The organism is Bacteroides sp. M10 (assembly GCF_014334015.1).
GTDB classification, from domain to species: Bacteria; Bacteroidota; Bacteroidia; order Bacteroidales; family Bacteroidaceae; genus Bacteroides; species Bacteroides intestinigallinarum.
In genome coordinates, this window is sequence record NZ_CP060488.1 from 4,819,690 (window position 1) to 4,835,492 (window position 15,803).

Sequence of the window (15,803 nt, forward strand, 5' to 3'; positions counted from 1 at the left end):
GAGGGTGCTTGTACACCCTCTTTTTCTATACCTTTTTACGCTTTTTCTCTTTGACTGCAAATCTTATTTTATACAGATACAATAAAGTCTGCTTTATTGTATCATAATACTTTTCCAATCCATAGATTCTTAATAATGTCAGTTCAAAGTCGATTCTATCCTTTTGTTCTAATTCCTTTTCAAGAGGTAATCTGTCTCTATTGAAAATAGGTTGAAATGCTTCTATGATTTCTTTCTTTTGCGCATCAGACAGTAACTCCGGATTGAGAACTTTGAAAGCCTTCTTGAACTTAGTTTCTCTAAGGTCAAGTGCTCCCAGTCCCCTGCCAAACCCGAAACTCTCAATGAAAAACATACTCAAAATATTATTCAGTAATGCAAGTAGGAAAATTTTGTTTTCATCTTTGTACTGTTCCTTTATTGAAAAGCCAATCATCCGTTGATCGAAGAAAGAACGTTTATCAAGCATGGCTATAAATAAACTTTTGTCGAAATTAATATTAACGACAAAATCTGCCATGTTTTTTGTGCTCATTTCATACCAAAACATATTTGGTTTACGTAAAGCTATAGGTAATAGCTTCTTATTTGTTTTATCCATTTGGTTTTCAAAAGATCTTATCCAATTCAGAGTCCCGGTATGATTTAAAGTTTCGAGTTCTTCGATACTTTTTGAACAACAGAAAGCCTGCGTCTGACTAGTTGCAATGAATGAAGGTGCTTTCTTTAAGTTTTTTAGAACAGGCTCAATATATTCATCTTCTATTCCGTGTCCTTTTGCAGGATAAAACATACGATTACAACCTCTTCTTTCTCCACGTATAAAATCGAAAAACTTTTTAGAGTCAATAAGCTTCTCGGCTATCGTAGGCAACCAATTCAAATTAGCAAAATATCCGGACCATGGGATTCCGATATTTTCCAATTGTTTGATTTCATTTATTGAATAGGATTGAATATTGACCCAATCAGACTCTTTATTAAGAATGATTTCACTACTTAATTTCTTAATATCTGCTATGTTTTCAAGTTTCTCTTTTAATGTACAGAAAGAAATTCTCCTGTCTAAATTTACCGGATCAGAAATCTCCCTCTTGGTTGCTATTAATAATGTGGTGACAACCTTTGCATTATTGAACCATCGTCCTTTTCCGGAAATAACAACACAGTCAATATTGAAATATTTTTGAATTAACTCTAAGAATATTTCTCCATAGTCTGTTCCAAGCCATGCATTAGAAAGTATTAGTCCAATTTTTCCATTGTCTGAGATAATGTCGTACAAGTAGAAAGGAATATATGCAAATATATCACTCTTTTTACTTAGTGTCTTTTTCGCTTTAGTCTGTTCCTTGATTAATTTATTGATTTCCTTTATATTCGGATTGAGCTTTTTGATCTCTTTCTCTCTTATAAAAGGAAGATTAGATATGACATAATCTACCTTAGGCAGTTGCTTTTCTACTTGATTTCCATTATTGGGATCTTTAAATACAATAGTTTGTCCTGCGTGCAACTCAATTACATCCGACCTGAAGATATGCAGAATTTTTCCAATATTGCCGGGATTGGATAAAGTCAGTGTTGATAGCTGGATGGGAAACGAATGTTTGTCCGAAGCCCAGATACTCTCAATAATTTGCTCTTGACCAATTTCATATTCTTCTTTAAGAGAATAAGCCTGCTTAATAATAGTTCCCGTTCCACAACAAGGGTCGAAGGTAATTCCACCTTTCTTATCTATTGTTAGCCTTGTTAATAAATCGGCTAGTTGAGGAGGAGTCGCAAATTGTCCGGCTACTTTTCTTTTGGCATAGGCGATGGACGATTGCAGTAAGTTTTGCAAGATTTGAATATCAACCCCTTCAATATTAAGGTTTGAAAGAAATACATTTAATTGAACTAGCTGCTTCCATGCATTATTAGATACTAATTCATTTGCGATATTATTCCCAAAAATATTCCAAAAATTACAGTGTTCCGAGATGTTGGCAATTATTTGCAGGGCTTCACTGACAGTTGTATCGAAAGTAATCGTTTCAATAATCTTTGCCTCATTGAAATGCCGTTTGATAATATTGCCAAAAATAATCTTGAAAAACCAGTCGGTCAATATAACCTTTGATAGAGTGGGTAGTTTATGCTTAACGTCTTTTTTAGCTTGCGAGCTAAATCCATATTCTGCTGCAGAAGAGAGCCACCAATTATCTATTTGCGCATCGAGTACTGCACTACTTTTTATATTCTCTTTTATGTTTTCTGCTGTCGAGTCTATATTTTCGAGAACGATATCGATTATTTTATCGATTGCCAATATCTCGGAAGATCCACTTTCTGTTATTTCTCCATGTTCGAAATAATCATTTAAATCTTTCAGGATGGTATGTAGAAGATCTTTCCAAAGATTCTCGTTTTCTTTTACCTCTGAACGCGAATGAAGGTCGATACTATCCCATGATTTCAAGATAGAATATGTATTCCCATTCTTAACATACAAAACTGCGCTTGTCACATTCCAGAGAATGAAACTATTATTGTGCAGAATCTCAGATTTTATCTTGGCGTTATTTATTAATTCTGTGTCGGTTATAGGAGTATCAGGCATTTTGAGTTCCCACCCCTGCAAAATGATCTTTTTAGCAGAGTCTTTGAAGATAAGCACATCCGGAAATAAACTCGATTTTTCATTTCTGATTGTATTCTCTCCTCCGGCACTTTTTACATGCCAACTTTTGTTAGCCAAGTAAAGATTGATTTCGCTAATGACATCAATGGCCCAACTTCTTTCATTATAGTTGATTTGTGGCATCCGTTTCTAAATAGTTTAAGGTGTGATATTTTGTGATTGGTTTTTTGAAAAGTTTGCGAGTCGATGGAGTCACTTCTTCTCTTTTTAGTGTTTCTGAAATCCTATCCATGCAAATCTTGATATAGTCGGTAGGCTGTATCCTGTGCAATAATACATCTTCATTCTTTTCTATTCCGATAAATCTTCTGTTTTCCAGAATGGCCGACAGCAGGAAACTGCCGCTTCCGCAAGCATTATCCAGAATGATATCCCCCGGGTTAGAGAATGTTCTGATTAGATATCTACCCAATTCAACAGGCTTCTGTGTCGGATGATAAACTTCGCCTTCCGATTCGGCCGTTTTCACATATACAAAGTCGTCATGATCCTCTTCAAAGAATACCACATCATTGGGATAACGTTCGCCATCACTTTTTACATGCTGTGGCTTGAACTCCCCATAACTACCTGTATATTGATCTTTTCTGACCCCCTTGTCATACGCTTCCCCTTTAGTCATTTGCGGATTGTATACCGACTGTTTTTTATAGAAAACACAAACATCTTCGTGCTTACGAAGCGGTTGTTTTTTGGCATTTAAAAAGTTGGTCGGTTTTGACTTGATCCAAGTAATCTTGTATTTGAATAATTTCTCCTTGCTTAAAATCAATTTGGCTGTAAAAATACCTTGTGCGGTTAAAACGATCGCCCCATTGTCTTTAATAATACGTTCGTATTCAGCCCAAAGAGCCTGCAAATCAATCACGGAATCCCATTTATTTTGTGTAGTACCATACGGTAAATCACAAAGTATCATATCTATGGATTTATCAGGAATGGATGGCAATATGTTCAGACAGTCGCCCTGAATGACTTTGTTTACAAAAGGTTTGATGTCTTTCTGCTGTTTTTTCTTTTTTTGTATGACTCCTTCTAACAATCGTTTATCTTCCTCTTTTATATCTTTGGATGTAGAACCCATGGTTTGCATATTAAATATTTAAATTGTCATTTTCTGTCAAAAGTAGAAATAATAGGATTATCTCCCAAATTTATTATATGAAATAATGAGATGAATGAATCTTTTTCGTTATCCTTGCCCATTGTTATTAAAAGATATGAAAAAGCATGGGCTTGGCAGGAATAAGAGTGTGGGAATCTGTTTTATATAAAAATACATAAATACAAGAGAGAGTATGGAAAATATGAAGACGTTTTTACCGGAGGCAGACCTTGCGAAATTGAGGCTTGTACTCGAAATAAAGGATGCCTATAACCGTGGGACAATTTCTCTTGAGGAAGCCCGAAAGATGCTTAAAGAGAAAGTCGTGACTTTAAAACCGTATGAGATAGCTTTGGCGGAGCAGGAACTGAAGGAAGTACAGGATGATGAGTGCCGTAAGGAAGACATTCAGCGTATGCTGGAACTTTTTGATGGCATTATGGATACGTCGCGTCCTGATTTGCCGCCCGACCATCCCATCATGTGTTATTATCGTGAAAATGACGAGTTGCGCAAAATCCTGTCCTCAATTGAAGAACTGGCACAATATCCGCTCATCAAGAATCAGTGGCTGGAACTTTATGATAAACTGACTCCCTATCGATTACATCTGTCCCGTAAGCAGAATCAGTTGTACCCTGTTCTTGAGAAGAAAGGCTTCGATCGTCCTACGACCACTATGTGGCTGCTCGATGATTTTGTTCGTGACGAGATAAGAGATGCGCGCATCTTATTGGAGAATGACAGTGATGATGAGTTTATGGCATGCCAGCAGACAATCGTCTACGATATAAGAGATCTGATGGAGAAAGAAGAAACTGTATTGTATCCTACTTCGATCGTTATGATTTCCCCGGAAGAGTTTGAAGAAATGAAATCCGGCGACCGTGAAATCGGATTTGCCTGGATTGGAGAAGATCTGCAACAGAAACCATCATCAACACCCGCAGAAAAAGAAAAAGGAGAAATGCCGGGATTTGCAGCGGAACTGGCCGGACTGCTGAACAAGTATGGTTATGGCAGGGGAGGAGGAGATGAACTGCTGGATGTGGCTACGGGTCGGCTGTCACTGGAACAAATCAATCTTATATACCGCCATCTACCCGTTGACCTTTCTTATGTTGACGAAAATGAACTGGTATGTTTCTATTCCGATACGAAACACCGTGTTTTTCCCCGCAGTAAGAATGTGATCGGGCGTAATGTCAAGAACTGCCATCCCCGCAGTAGTGTACATGTGGTGGAGGACATCATAGAAAAGTTCAGAAGTGGTGAACAAGACCACGCGGAATTCTGGATTAACAAGCCGGGGTTCTTCGTGTATATCTATTACGTGGCTGTAAGAGATGAAAACGGAAAATTCCGGGGCATACTTGAAATGATGCAAGACTGTACGCATATCAGAAGTCTGGAAGGTTCCCGTACACTACTTACTTGGGATGACACTAACACCCCTGCCCAGACGGAGCCATCCTCAGCCGAAAAGCCTGGAGAGGAATCTGCGAAAATAGAAATCACTTCAGCCACTCTTTTAAAAGACTTGTTGGCGGCATATCCTCTTCTGAAAGACAGAATGGAAGAAATCAGTCCTAAGTTCAAGTTGCTCAAGTCGCCTTTGGCACGAGTTATACTGCCTAAAGCCACCATCAAAATGATGAGCGAGAGAACCGGCATACCGTTGGAAGTCCTGATTGAGTCATTGAAATCCAAAATAGAGGAACTCTCCCGATAGCGAGTGACCTTTCTGCATTTTATATAGAATTCCCGCAATTACTTCTTTCTGACAGGAATTGCGGGAATTTGTATGGAATTATTTCTGTATTCTACCTGTTCTTTCATATCTATATCGTATCTTTGTAAGAGTTCTGAAACTTTGAATATAAAGATAACTACGCTTATGTTACAGAAAACATTCTTAGCACGTTGCGACAATAGGGCTTGTTTAGCTAAAACAAATGTAATAAGTGGCTCACCAGAGGATTGGCTGTCCAATGATTTATTATCAGGGTCTAATACGTTTGGGTTGACTTTCGATTTCTTCATTGATTGGGCGATCAATCGGATTTCCCCTTATGTCTGGATTAAAAGAATACTATTGCCTACCTATACTTATGATGAATTTATTGGTAAGTTGGATTCTGAAATGGAAAAAGAATTTGGCAAAGATTATCTATGCAGACTAGGACGGTTCGCAACAGAATATGATATGCAAGTTCAATTTATTGTATTCCATGATGAATTGGATTGGGCTAATGACAGAAGTGAACTGATAATTGTCTCTTTATCCTTCAAGGAAGGGTATTATAGCTTTTCTCCTCAAAAATATAGCTTGTCAGAATTTAAAGAGCTGATAAAGTCTCATTCCGGAGGTCCTGTTTCAATAGGTTCCAAAGGACTTATTTATGGTACATCAAGGTTAGAATGCAGTTTGTCTAAGACAGATAGTTTATATCCGGGTGATGCAGACCTTCTACTTTTGAATGAAGATAATAAAGCGGTTTGCATTCTTGAATTCAAGAAACACACATTATCCAGTCCTGTCTCGGAGCAATGTTTCACAAACTATTATCCACGTCCTGACGGGCGCAAGTATAAACGCTTGGCCTTATTAAGAGATTATTTGGCTTCTAAATCCAATAGTCGTATTTTATTTCTTGTTCTTTATTACCCAACTCAAACATATATTGAGCAACAATGGAAATTGGAGGTTATAGAAGGTAATGCCTTTAGTTTGCGAGCAACTGATAGTTTTATCTTTGAATTACCTGCCGATAAATCAGATAATGAATACAAAAAGGTTATTGAAAAAATATCTCAGGTGATTGCTGCTCGCAGTTAGGTCAATACTTTAAAGATGTCTTATTTGCATTGCTGCGCCATCATCTAATAAAGTAAAGCCATGTCTTTGATAAAATGAGATATTCTGTCTTTCATCAGGCATTATATTGATATAAAGATAGTCTTTATATCTTTTTTTTGTTATTGTCAGTAATTGGGCAGCAATTCCATTACCCTGATAATCAGGACGGACTAATAAATAGTGGAGGAAAGCTACCATTTCTCCGTCATCTAAAGCCCTGATAAGGCCGACCAACTTACTTCCGTCCCATGCCGTTATCACCAGAGAGGATGATTTTAATGCCTTTATAAGACGACTGGGATATTTTCCTGACAGCCAATTGACAGATAAAAAAAGCTCCTCTATTTCTTTTTCTGTGAAATCTTTTGTTTCTCGATATTCAATATTCATAATCAGTGATTTTATATTATTCTCTGAATTCCGCTGGCAAATAACCTGTTTGTCGTTTAAAGAACTTCACGAAATAGGAAGGGTCTTCAAATCCCAGGTAAAAACCTATTTCTTTAATTTTTAGATCAGAATGAAGAAGTTGCCGCTTGGCTTCCAGTATAATTCGTTCATTGATAATCTTTAGAGGGGTGCTATGAGAACTCTCGTAGACGCAGTTCGTTAATGTCTTGGTTGATACATTCAGATGGTTGGCATATTCTTTAACGGTATGCATTTGTCTGTAATGATGTTCTAATATTTGTCGAAACCGTACAAAAGTGCGATTGGAAGAATTATTAATGCACAAAGGAATACCGGTTCCTCTTTCACCTGTACGTTGCACATATATCAAGAACATTTTTACTAAATATTTCAAGTAATCTTTGTGGGCAAAAGCCTTTATGTTTTCCTTTTCTAATTTCATTTCTTCAGCAATATACTCAAGCCGTTGGCTATCTTTGGGCATGATTTTATAATATGGCACAGCATCAAAGGCATTAAATACATTGTACTTGAGAAATACATTTTCACTACTCCCTTCGTCTGAAAGGAAACTTTCATTGAAGTGTATGATAATCCCTTTTGAACTATTATTATCATCGAAATAGTGTATTTGTCCTGGTGAGATAAAGAATAAGGTGTTATCCGTAATTGGATATTCTTTAAAATCGACATAATGAACGCCTGCACCTTGTTGAAACCATATAATTTGGTAGAATGTATGTATATGAGCCTGTTTAGGGGCGTCTCCGTTTTTATGGAAGAAGTCCGGCATCTCCATTATTTCGAATTGTATTTCGTCGGGAGTCTCCTTTTCTAAATCATATTGAGTAAAAACAGTGTTTCGCGCCATATATTCTATAATTTATTGAGTGCAAAGATAGTGCGTAGTTCATTCATGGCAATGGTAAAAAGAAGATATTCAATGGTAAATTTGGGAAAGCCGTTCTTAACTATGAATATATATTCCCAATTTTACCATATATTTTCTCTAATCCACATTGAACGGCAGTCTGAATGGCTCTAACTTTGCAGTGTTAAATTAAAAAATAAAGATAATTATGGCAACAGAAAAAAAAGCAAGTGCTTTCTTGGAAATTACAATGAAAGTAAGTGAAAACGACAGATCCGCTGCTGCGGGAGTATATACAAAGTATCGTCAGCCTTTCTTGGATACAATTACCGGTGCAGTCAGCAAACAATTACTTGTAAGAGAAGACGATGTGCAGGTGCTTCATGGTTTTGCATCTGTAGCGGAAGCAGAGGGATACTTAAAATCTGATTTATTTAATCAAGATGTGGTTGTAGAACTGAAACCGTTCTTTCAGGCAGAACCCGAAATCAGAATTTACAGTGTAGTTGGTTAAATACCAAATCATATTAAGTAACAGGCAGGAAGATAGCTATTCTTTCTGCCTGTTCACATAATATAAATCCGACTTTCTTTCCTGATATTAATGAATAATATCGCAAACATAAGATTGTTTTAGAAATTCAATCATCTTATCCTCGTGTTCTTTAGCTAATTTCATTGTCCAATTTTGATAGTTGAAGTCAGCTAGTTTACACATTAAAAACATCTTAATGCTTTGCAGTGATTTGTTGCTGATTTGCTCATGGATTCGAGCAAACTTTATTTGTATATGGTCATTACTTTGTTGTGAATTGAAACTTTGAGAAATCATGGCAAGATTGCCAAATGAATGTACAGCTTCTTCCTCCCATTCTTCATTGTGTGATTCGTCTTGAGGATGCAGATGTTCAATAGAACGATTTCTTCGAAATACATAGTGCTCTACAATCTTCTGTTCTTCTTCATTGAAGAAAGTGCTGCGCTGTTCCCAAAGGTAATAGTCTAAACGCCAAAACCAGTACCTAATGTTACCGGATGCTTTATATGAAAGATCTTTTCTGGCAGGTAATACGCCGTGACGTTCATTATCTTCTTTTTTAAGGAATGCGAGCATCTCTGCACAGGACTGGAGTTCATCTTGCTCTAATTTTCTCAAATAAGGTTTGAGCCAATTGTAGAAAGCCTCCGTTGAAACGTAAAGCATCGATTGGTATTGCTTTAATTTATCATTATCATCCTTTGGACCTTTCAGGATTAAACTGTAGTTACCCTGCCCATCCTTGATATCTCTTCTAATCGTATAATAATCAAGCAGTAGCCGGTAATAAAGCATTTTTTCGTAAAATTCCCCTGCAGTGAAATGCGTTTTCAGAGCATCAAACTTCTCTATCAGTTTATCCGGTTGATAATGACTGGCTGGTTGCTCGCCGCCAGTACATACATCAAGCACCAAAAGAAGAAACTCCGGAAATGATATAATACTGTTTTCGCCATCTTCATAGCTATTCTGTTTAAACTCTATTTTTTCAGGTTGGATCACATCTATAGAATACTCCTCCTCGTCATCGAGAGACGTATATCTGCACTTTTCTAAAGCTTCATGAAATCGTTTCTGACGACAAAGACTTATAGCTTCTTCATAAAATTGACGGTAACAAGCCTCGTCTTGGTTTTCTTCCTTCGCAATGATAGGATGATCCATCATGGAGGCCAGATTCCAAATATGCGTCAAGTAATCCTGTTCCTTTTCTCCTCGCATCAGTTGCACTTTGAGAATCTCATGCTGTTCTAGTCCTTTTCCTTGTGCATTCATCGCTTCAAAATATTTATTCAGCGAAGTGGTATCTGCAAGATAGCTTGATGGCAAGTAAGAAAAGAAAAATGTCAATCGTGTGAAAACCTGTTGCACAAACTCAATCCGTTCCTCCTGAGTATTAAAATTGGATTCTAAGAAACCAGTTATAGCGGCGAGTCCCTCTTCCATATTCTTATTGACATACGTTTTAGTCGGATAACCTTTGATCTTGCTCTTTATATATGCCTTATCATCGCTTCTCGCTATGAAATTAAGGCGATTACCATCCATTAAGAAACCGGACCATTTATCATCATATTCCTTAAAAATGATGGCAAAAAGAGTCATGACAGTAAATCGTTGCTGACCGTCAATTAAGTCATAATGATTTTTCATATCAATACAAGTAAGCATACCGAGATAATATGGCTCATCGGCAGGCATCTTTGCAAAATGCTCTTTAAGATCAAAAAGAAGTTTGATAACCTCTTTCTTTTTCCATGCAAATAAACGTTGGTAAAGCGGAATAGAAAACTTAAACTGACTTGTAGCAATAAGTTCCGGCGTATATTTATTCTCCATATTCATTGTTTCTCTTTTCGATTATTGTTTTATCCGAAAAATCATTCAGCTCACAGAAGATACGTCTTAAACATCTATAGAATCGCTCTTTGATGTCACCTTCTTGCTCCAATCCACTAATCCTGATATAAGGAATGGCCTCGGCAAGAAAAAATGTAGGCGAAGATGCCTGATCTATCATCATTATAATTTCTGAGTCTTTTGCGAATTCACGAATCTTATAAAAGATCGCACGCGTGGCACTATATCTATGCTGCGCCATGATTCCGGCAATACAGAACAATGCTTCAGATAAATATTGATGCCCGAATTTTATAAAATAACCGAACATGAGGCTTTCTATAATATCGGCATATTTCCAATGAGATTCCCATTGAAGATGATTCCTTAGTAGCTGTATTTGCCTGGTACGGATAAACTCCTTGTATTTATCTACAAAAATAGAAGTGTATGCAAAGAAATGCGAACCACCTTGGATTTTCTCATAGAAATAGAATTTTTCTCCAAAAGCAGGAATACTGGACATAATACGGGCAGCCGAAAACTCTTCTTTTACCTTGCGTGGCTGAAATTCCTCCACATTATGCTTTCGCATCCATTTTCTTAATCTGAAGAGATGTACTCCCAAAGTATGGGTAAGATAATAATCTCCATTGTTGTCACATTCTAATGAGAGATCATTCCACCGCATAGCAAGATGCTCTGCCTGATCCTCAATGTTTAGATAGCGTAGATGGTGCGCTTTTAGCAAATCATAGTCTGAAAGCGATACACCCTTTGAATTCTGATTTGAGAAGAATGTATATGCCAGATCAAGATTGCTGTCATTAAGAATAAGTACAGAGAAAATCAGGTGATGAGACAGACGTTCCAACATGGCTATGTCTGTATTCCTCTGATTGAGAGTTCTAATCAGTGCTTTGTTATTGGCCACATGGAGACGTGCGTCTTTTGATATGAATTTTTGTTTAAGCAAAGGCATCTGCCCCGTATATCCTAACTCGCGCATAATAAGCGTTAAAGTGACAAGGCGTTGTTGTCCATCAATTATGTTGTAAAGAGTGCAATCATCCACAGTTCTTCTTTGTAAGATGATAGATCCTAAATGATAGTCACTGTTGCGAGGCATTTCAAGTAAATTATCCCAAAGGTCTGTAACATTTTTATCTTCCCAGCAATAGGTTCGCTGATAATCGGGAATAACCAAATTGGAAGAAAATAAATCTTGCAAATTTTTGGTTTCCAAAACGACCTTTTCTTGAGAATTGGTAAGTTCTTTAAACTCTAATTCCCGTGTATATGGGCTGGAAATCTCATTTTTTCTGTGAAGATTGAATTTATCAATACAATCTGTCAGCAACGGATCGAAAAACATTATCAGCTTCTGGAATGCATTCTTTATGTCCTCCCAATTATTGATTGTAATTTCAATACTGCATCGTCCTTTACATTTTCCCCATTGATGCCATGATAAATCCGGATTGGTCTCTGTCTGCTTCTGTAAATAACGTAAAAAACGCATATAGTCGGTTTGAGTATAGCGTCCTTCTATATGAAGTTCAACTAATCCATTCCATTCATTATCTATACGATATTCATAATGAATAGAAGAGTCATTTACTGGAGTTGAGATTTGGATATATCTGTTATACTGCCAGGTTCTTGAAGGAAATACTCCATGGAATTTTTTATCTACCCAACAACCTTTCAGATAATTATATAAGTATTGGTCTATGTTACAATAATTAGCCATATTTATTTAATCGCTTGCTTCACAAGGCTCATGATATATTCTAAATATTTAGTATCCGAGATTTTGAGTTCATAATCTCCATTGCCAAAATGTCCGACAGTTGAAATATCCCTTGTTAATTGCTTACTATCTTCTAAATGTCCTTTAGCTACATTTATAGTAAGCTTTATTCCATTTTTCTGGATTTCAAGTGCACAAATATGGCTGTTGGCCTTTTTGAATGAAATATACCACTTTTGTGGTTTAACTTCAATTTCTGTATTCAAATTAAGAATTGCATTCTTATAACTCTCGTATAATTCTACAACATCGTCAGATTTTCCTTTTAATAAATTTTCCTCCGAATACTCTTTAATTTTCTCTGTCACTTCTTTAAATTCCGGACTATTCTGCATCACTGTTTTAATGCTTGCCGATGCGTGACTTTTGCGAATAGGAGTAATGGATACACTATCATTCTCATAGCGCTTCACTTCCCATAACTCAATGGATAAATCTTTGAAATTGACAGCCTCTCGTTGGTTAGGCGTAAACCCTTGTGATACAAACACGACTTTTGTCTGCGACCAGTCCACATCATTCCGTTTCAAATTCCCTGCTTGTGTTTCATTATATTCCAGAATAAAATCAGCCTGATTTTGCAGCATTAGGCTTAGGTAAGTAAACCCTTGATCTATGACACTGGAGTTTCTTTCCCTCTTATATTCAATGATAACAAAAGCCTTTGATTGAGGATCAAAGGCAAGCGTATCAATACGGCGGTCTTTAATCGTAAATTCGGACTTTATCATTTCAAGTCCCATGATTTCGGACATATTAGTTTCAAACATGCGTTGAATATCTCTTTCCAATTTAAAAGGCTTTTCTTTTATTTCAGAAAAGATGCCTGAAGTATTATATTTGTAAAGTGCCATAATCTTATTTTGAATTGTTTATTGCTGTAAAGGTAAGAATTCTTTTGATATTACTATTTTAGATTTTTGTCAGTTTGATTAAACCGATTGATAAACAAACTTTTAGCGAATTGTTTGAGAAGTGGCGGTAACGAGTTAGCGACCGTACGAATTTCAGCGCTTTGCGTTGCTATGCTGTCAAATAACTCTTTCAGTTGCAAATATAGGTACTTTTTCCAAAAGTACCCAATGTCTTTTGTAAGAACAGCTTTTTAAGCGCATTTTTCCCCCTGCCCGTAAAGTGGTGATGTTTCGTGAAGCTATCTCAATACGGGTAGCTACAAGAATCCGGTAAGTAGTAGAGTAATCATTTCCATAACTCACGGTTCTAATCTGTTCGATAGATTCGTCATAGACTTCCTGCATTTCTTTGTTACTTACTTGTTGTGAGGTTCCAGACAATAGCCCGAATATCCTCATTTTCATTAAATCATTCATAACTATAACTTTTTAGGTTAATATATTTATTGAAGCATTTGCTTTGCTATTGAATGATTCTATTTATCTGCTATAACTCAGATGGTTTTTTATTTGTTAGACATTGAGACTCTTTTGCAAAATGAGAGAAGTCTGTATATCCCAACTCATCATACGAATTGCTACTTCCTTTAGAGCGGTAATTCATCAAAGCAATTTTAAACCTCAAGGCTCTAAAGCATTGTTTGGGTGACATACCTAATACCTCTTTAAAGTATCTATTTAGTGTAGGTGTTGATACCCCTACTATCTTACTAACCATATTCGATTTGAAGTCACCACAATGAGTAATGTAATAAACTGCTTTAATTACGGTCTCTAATTTATAATCAGACTTGAAGATATCTATATTTGATAGAAGATAGTTTTCTGCATAGCTAACACGTTCATCAAAGGTCTTTTTAGATTTTAGCTCTTCAATAATTATGTTATCTATATAATTACTCAATGGTTTGTAGCTGTCCAATAAGCAAGGAATATCATCCTTCAAGAACAGATATAACACACCCGGTTTGAATTTAATTGCAAATTCATGTGTTCCCGGTGCATGTATTATGGTTATTGCATCTGTAAGACTACCACATAATTTATCTCCCGTAGTATCTTTGATACCGAGTTTTCTATCCACTTTTAATGTCTGACTTTTATCTGTAAGATTCACAGAGGCGACAATATTTACATTGGGAAGAGCAACTATTGAGAATGGAGTTATTAAATTGCTTTCCGTTGTAATTTCAAAGTAATACTCAACAATATCCCTCAACTCAAAACAGGGGTATTTAATCCTTACATGATCGTTTACTTCATCTTCGTATATAACTTTAGATATCAACATATTATTTTCTGAATAGGTGTAACAACTGTATTCCTAACCCCATAGTTAGCATACGTTCTTTTTTATTTGCTAATAATTTTTGAGTCCAATCAAGTAATCCTCCATCGCCAATTTCATATTCTACACCATCAGCTATAATTTTGACTTTAATTCTCATACCGTAGTAATAGTTATTTTGTGAATCTGATTCGGCAATACGAACATCAAAACCACTATTTTTAATATGTGATAAGCTATTAGATATTAATGGACTGTTACTGTCATATTCTTTACAAGGAATAATCTCAAAAAACAGATTATTAAACCCAAAAACACTTTTGCATACATCTTGAGTTATAGCAAAGTGTTTATGTATCTCTGTTTTCTCAAACTCAAAACTACCCGTATCCATACCGCAGGAAATTAGACACAGAATAGGGAAATGGGGTGTAAAGTTGGGATTAGAGAAAACCTGAGTCCGTATAACTCTCGACACATTGCTGAAATTATATGTTTTCTCCGACAACTCGTTGTTTTTCTTCAATGAAGCGTAATGTAAAGCTATTGAATTTGTTGGGTCTGACTGAACTTCTGTATTTCGGAGTGCTGTAAGAACTTTCTTTTGGTTTACAGTTGCCATTATACTACTTGTACCTAATTGAGCAACAGGAGATAACTCGATTAATTCAAAACTGCTATTTGCTACTATTTTACAACACTCTAACTCTTCTTCTTTAAATTTTAGAAAGTCTAATTGTGCAGGTTTAACGAGTTTGTTTTTAGTATATTTGCCTAATAGTGAAGAGGGAGTTTCTTGCATAACTCGTCTTTCAAACACCTCTAAAAGCAAAGAATTTAACTCTGAACCACTCAATTTATTAGACAGTATATCAACAATTTCATTTAAGTTGTATCTGTCGATTATATGTTTTATTGCTTCATCTTTCATGTTTTCCTTATACTATATATATGTTCATCAAATATTTGTCCTTTTTTTATCACAGACGATTTAATAACAGCCTCTTTCTCAAAACCAACTTTTTCTAATACCTTCATTGATGCCATATTATATTCAAAAATATTTGCATATACTCTTTGCATTCCTAATTGATTAAAAGCTATTTCAACTAACAGTTTAACAGTTTCTGTTGCATATCCATTTCTCCAATATGGTTCGCCAATCCAGTATCCGACTTCTGCATTAATTCTATATACATCGCTTTGAGGATTCAAGCTACAACAGCCAATAAATTCATTTTCTGAATATATTCCAAACACGAGTCCTAATTCTCCTGTCTTAGCTAATTCAATAAAAGAAACTGCATTATCAATCGTGTAGGGATGAGGAAATATATCACGTAAGTTTTTAGCAATCTCATAGTTATTTGCTAACTGAGATATTACCCAAGGTGATTCATTTTCTATTTTACGCAACTGTATCATATCTATACTTTTATCTTTTTACAAAGATATGCCTATTTATGAGATGATTAGGT

At 35.9% G+C, this 15,803-nt stretch carries 13 protein-coding genes and 1 pseudogene; 3 read left to right on the forward strand and 11 right to left on the reverse strand.

Translation table 11 applies throughout. The features are described 5' to 3' along the window. Positions 1–25 precede the first annotated feature (25 nt). A complete protein-coding gene (locus H8796_RS17545) occupies positions 26–2,809 on the reverse strand; it encodes an N-6 DNA methylase (RefSeq protein WP_117933621.1) in 2,784 nt (927 codons plus the stop codon). Then, on the reverse strand, positions 2,790–3,779 hold the full coding sequence (locus tag H8796_RS17550) for a site-specific DNA-methyltransferase (RefSeq protein WP_085938544.1): 990 nt from the start codon (positions 3,777–3,779) through the stop codon (positions 2,790–2,792). Before H8796_RS17550 ends, H8796_RS17545 begins: the two co-directional genes overlap by 20 nt. Positions 3,780–3,984: 205 nt before the next feature. Between H8796_RS17550 and H8796_RS17555 the strand changes: the two genes are divergently transcribed. Next, entirely contained in the window at positions 3,985–5,523 is a 1,539-nt protein-coding gene (locus tag H8796_RS17555; RefSeq protein WP_117933624.1) for a PAS domain-containing protein, read from the forward strand. A 165-nt stretch (positions 5,524–5,688) separates the two neighbouring features. Then, complete coding sequence (locus tag H8796_RS17560) at positions 5,689–6,630, forward strand: hypothetical protein (protein ID WP_117933626.1); 942 nt, start codon at positions 5,689–5,691, stop codon at positions 6,628–6,630. 9 nt (positions 6,631–6,639) lie between these two features. Here the strand turns inward: H8796_RS17560 and H8796_RS17565 are convergent, their stop codons facing one another. Both H8796_RS17565 and H8796_RS17570 read right to left on the reverse strand, forming a co-directional pair. Next, positions 6,640–7,041 (reverse strand): GNAT family N-acetyltransferase, encoded by a 402-nt coding sequence (locus H8796_RS17565; RefSeq protein WP_117933628.1) that lies wholly within the window; start codon positions 7,039–7,041, stop codon positions 6,640–6,642. A gap of 16 nt (positions 7,042–7,057) precedes the next feature. Next, positions 7,058–7,933 carry an AraC family transcriptional regulator gene (locus tag H8796_RS17570; RefSeq protein ID WP_117933630.1) on the reverse strand — a complete coding sequence of 292 codons (876 nt, stop codon included), beginning with the start codon at positions 7,931–7,933 and terminating at the stop codon, positions 7,058–7,060. Between the two features lie 208 nt (positions 7,934–8,141). On the opposite strand from H8796_RS17570, the gene H8796_RS17575 reads away from it, so the two are divergent. Next, entirely contained in the window at positions 8,142–8,447 is a 306-nt protein-coding gene (locus H8796_RS17575; RefSeq protein WP_117933632.1) for a hypothetical protein, read from the forward strand. Positions 8,448–8,534: 87 nt separating this feature from the next. Here H8796_RS17575 and H8796_RS17580 read toward each other — a convergent pair whose 3' ends face one another. The 7 genes and pseudogenes from H8796_RS17580 to H8796_RS17610 form a co-directional block, all read right to left on the reverse strand. Continuing rightward, on the reverse strand, positions 8,535–10,316 hold the full coding sequence (locus H8796_RS17580) for a DUF262 domain-containing protein (protein ID WP_117933634.1): 1,782 nt from the start codon (positions 10,314–10,316) through the stop codon (positions 8,535–8,537). Then, positions 10,300–12,063: a DUF262 domain-containing protein gene (locus H8796_RS17585; protein WP_117971580.1), complete on the reverse strand. Its 1,764-nt coding sequence runs from the start codon at positions 12,061–12,063 to the stop codon at positions 10,300–10,302. The genes H8796_RS17580 and H8796_RS17585 overlap by 17 nt, the downstream gene beginning before the upstream one ends. A gap of 2 nt (positions 12,064–12,065) precedes the next feature. Continuing rightward, positions 12,066–12,977, reverse strand: a complete 912-nt coding sequence (locus H8796_RS17590) for a DUF5655 domain-containing protein (protein WP_117933638.1) — start codon at positions 12,975–12,977, stop codon at positions 12,066–12,068. A 251-nt stretch (positions 12,978–13,228) separates the two neighbouring features. After that, positions 13,229–13,454 (reverse strand): annotated as a pseudogene (locus H8796_RS17595) (hypothetical protein). Positions 13,455–13,524: 70 nt separating this feature from the next. Next, complete coding sequence (locus tag H8796_RS17600) at positions 13,525–14,328, reverse strand: helix-turn-helix domain-containing protein (RefSeq protein WP_117933640.1); 804 nt, start codon at positions 14,326–14,328, stop codon at positions 13,525–13,527. A 1-nt stretch (position 14,329) separates the two neighbouring features. Next, the gene (locus H8796_RS17605; RefSeq protein ID WP_117933642.1) at positions 14,330–15,256 is read right to left on the reverse strand and encodes a hypothetical protein; all 927 of its coding nucleotides are present in this window, start codon (positions 15,254–15,256) and stop codon (positions 14,330–14,332) included. Further along, the gene (locus tag H8796_RS17610) at positions 15,253–15,750 is read right to left on the reverse strand and encodes a GNAT family N-acetyltransferase (protein WP_117933644.1); all 498 of its coding nucleotides are present in this window, start codon (positions 15,748–15,750) and stop codon (positions 15,253–15,255) included. Before H8796_RS17610 ends, H8796_RS17605 begins: the two co-directional genes overlap by 4 nt. Positions 15,751–15,803 lie beyond the last annotated feature (53 nt).

What these genes read in the sequence shown, in the direction of transcription:
- H8796_RS17545 (WP_117933621.1), bottom strand. Translation starts at nt 2,809, where the DNA reads ATGCCACAAATCAACTATAATGAAAGAAGTTGGGCCATTGATGTCATT.
- H8796_RS17550 (WP_085938544.1), bottom strand. Translation starts at nt 3,779, where the DNA reads ATGCAAACCATGGGTTCTACATCCAAAGATATAAAAGAGGAAGATAAA.
- H8796_RS17555 (WP_117933624.1), top strand. Translation starts at nt 3,985, where the DNA reads ATGGAAAATATGAAGACGTTTTTACCGGAGGCAGACCTTGCGAAATTG.
- H8796_RS17560 (WP_117933626.1), top strand. Translation starts at nt 5,689, where the DNA reads ATGTTACAGAAAACATTCTTAGCACGTTGCGACAATAGGGCTTGTTTA.
- H8796_RS17565 (WP_117933628.1), bottom strand. Translation starts at nt 7,041, where the DNA reads ATGAATATTGAATATCGAGAAACAAAAGATTTCACAGAAAAAGAAATA.
- H8796_RS17570 (WP_117933630.1), bottom strand. Translation starts at nt 7,933, where the DNA reads ATGGCGCGAAACACTGTTTTTACTCAATATGATTTAGAAAAGGAGACT.
- H8796_RS17575 (WP_117933632.1), top strand. Translation starts at nt 8,142, where the DNA reads ATGGCAACAGAAAAAAAAGCAAGTGCTTTCTTGGAAATTACAATGAAA.
- H8796_RS17580 (WP_117933634.1), bottom strand. Translation starts at nt 10,316, where the DNA reads ATGAATATGGAGAATAAATATACGCCGGAACTTATTGCTACAAGTCAG.
- H8796_RS17585 (WP_117971580.1), bottom strand. Translation starts at nt 12,063, where the DNA reads ATGGCTAATTATTGTAACATAGACCAATACTTATATAATTATCTGAAA.
- H8796_RS17590 (WP_117933638.1), bottom strand. Translation starts at nt 12,977, where the DNA reads ATGGCACTTTACAAATATAATACTTCAGGCATCTTTTCTGAAATAAAA.
- H8796_RS17600 (WP_117933640.1), bottom strand. Translation starts at nt 14,328, where the DNA reads ATGTTGATATCTAAAGTTATATACGAAGATGAAGTAAACGATCATGTA.
- H8796_RS17605 (WP_117933642.1), bottom strand. Translation starts at nt 15,256, where the DNA reads ATGAAAGATGAAGCAATAAAACATATAATCGACAGATACAACTTAAAT.
- H8796_RS17610 (WP_117933644.1), bottom strand. Translation starts at nt 15,750, where the DNA reads ATGATACAGTTGCGTAAAATAGAAAATGAATCACCTTGGGTAATATCT.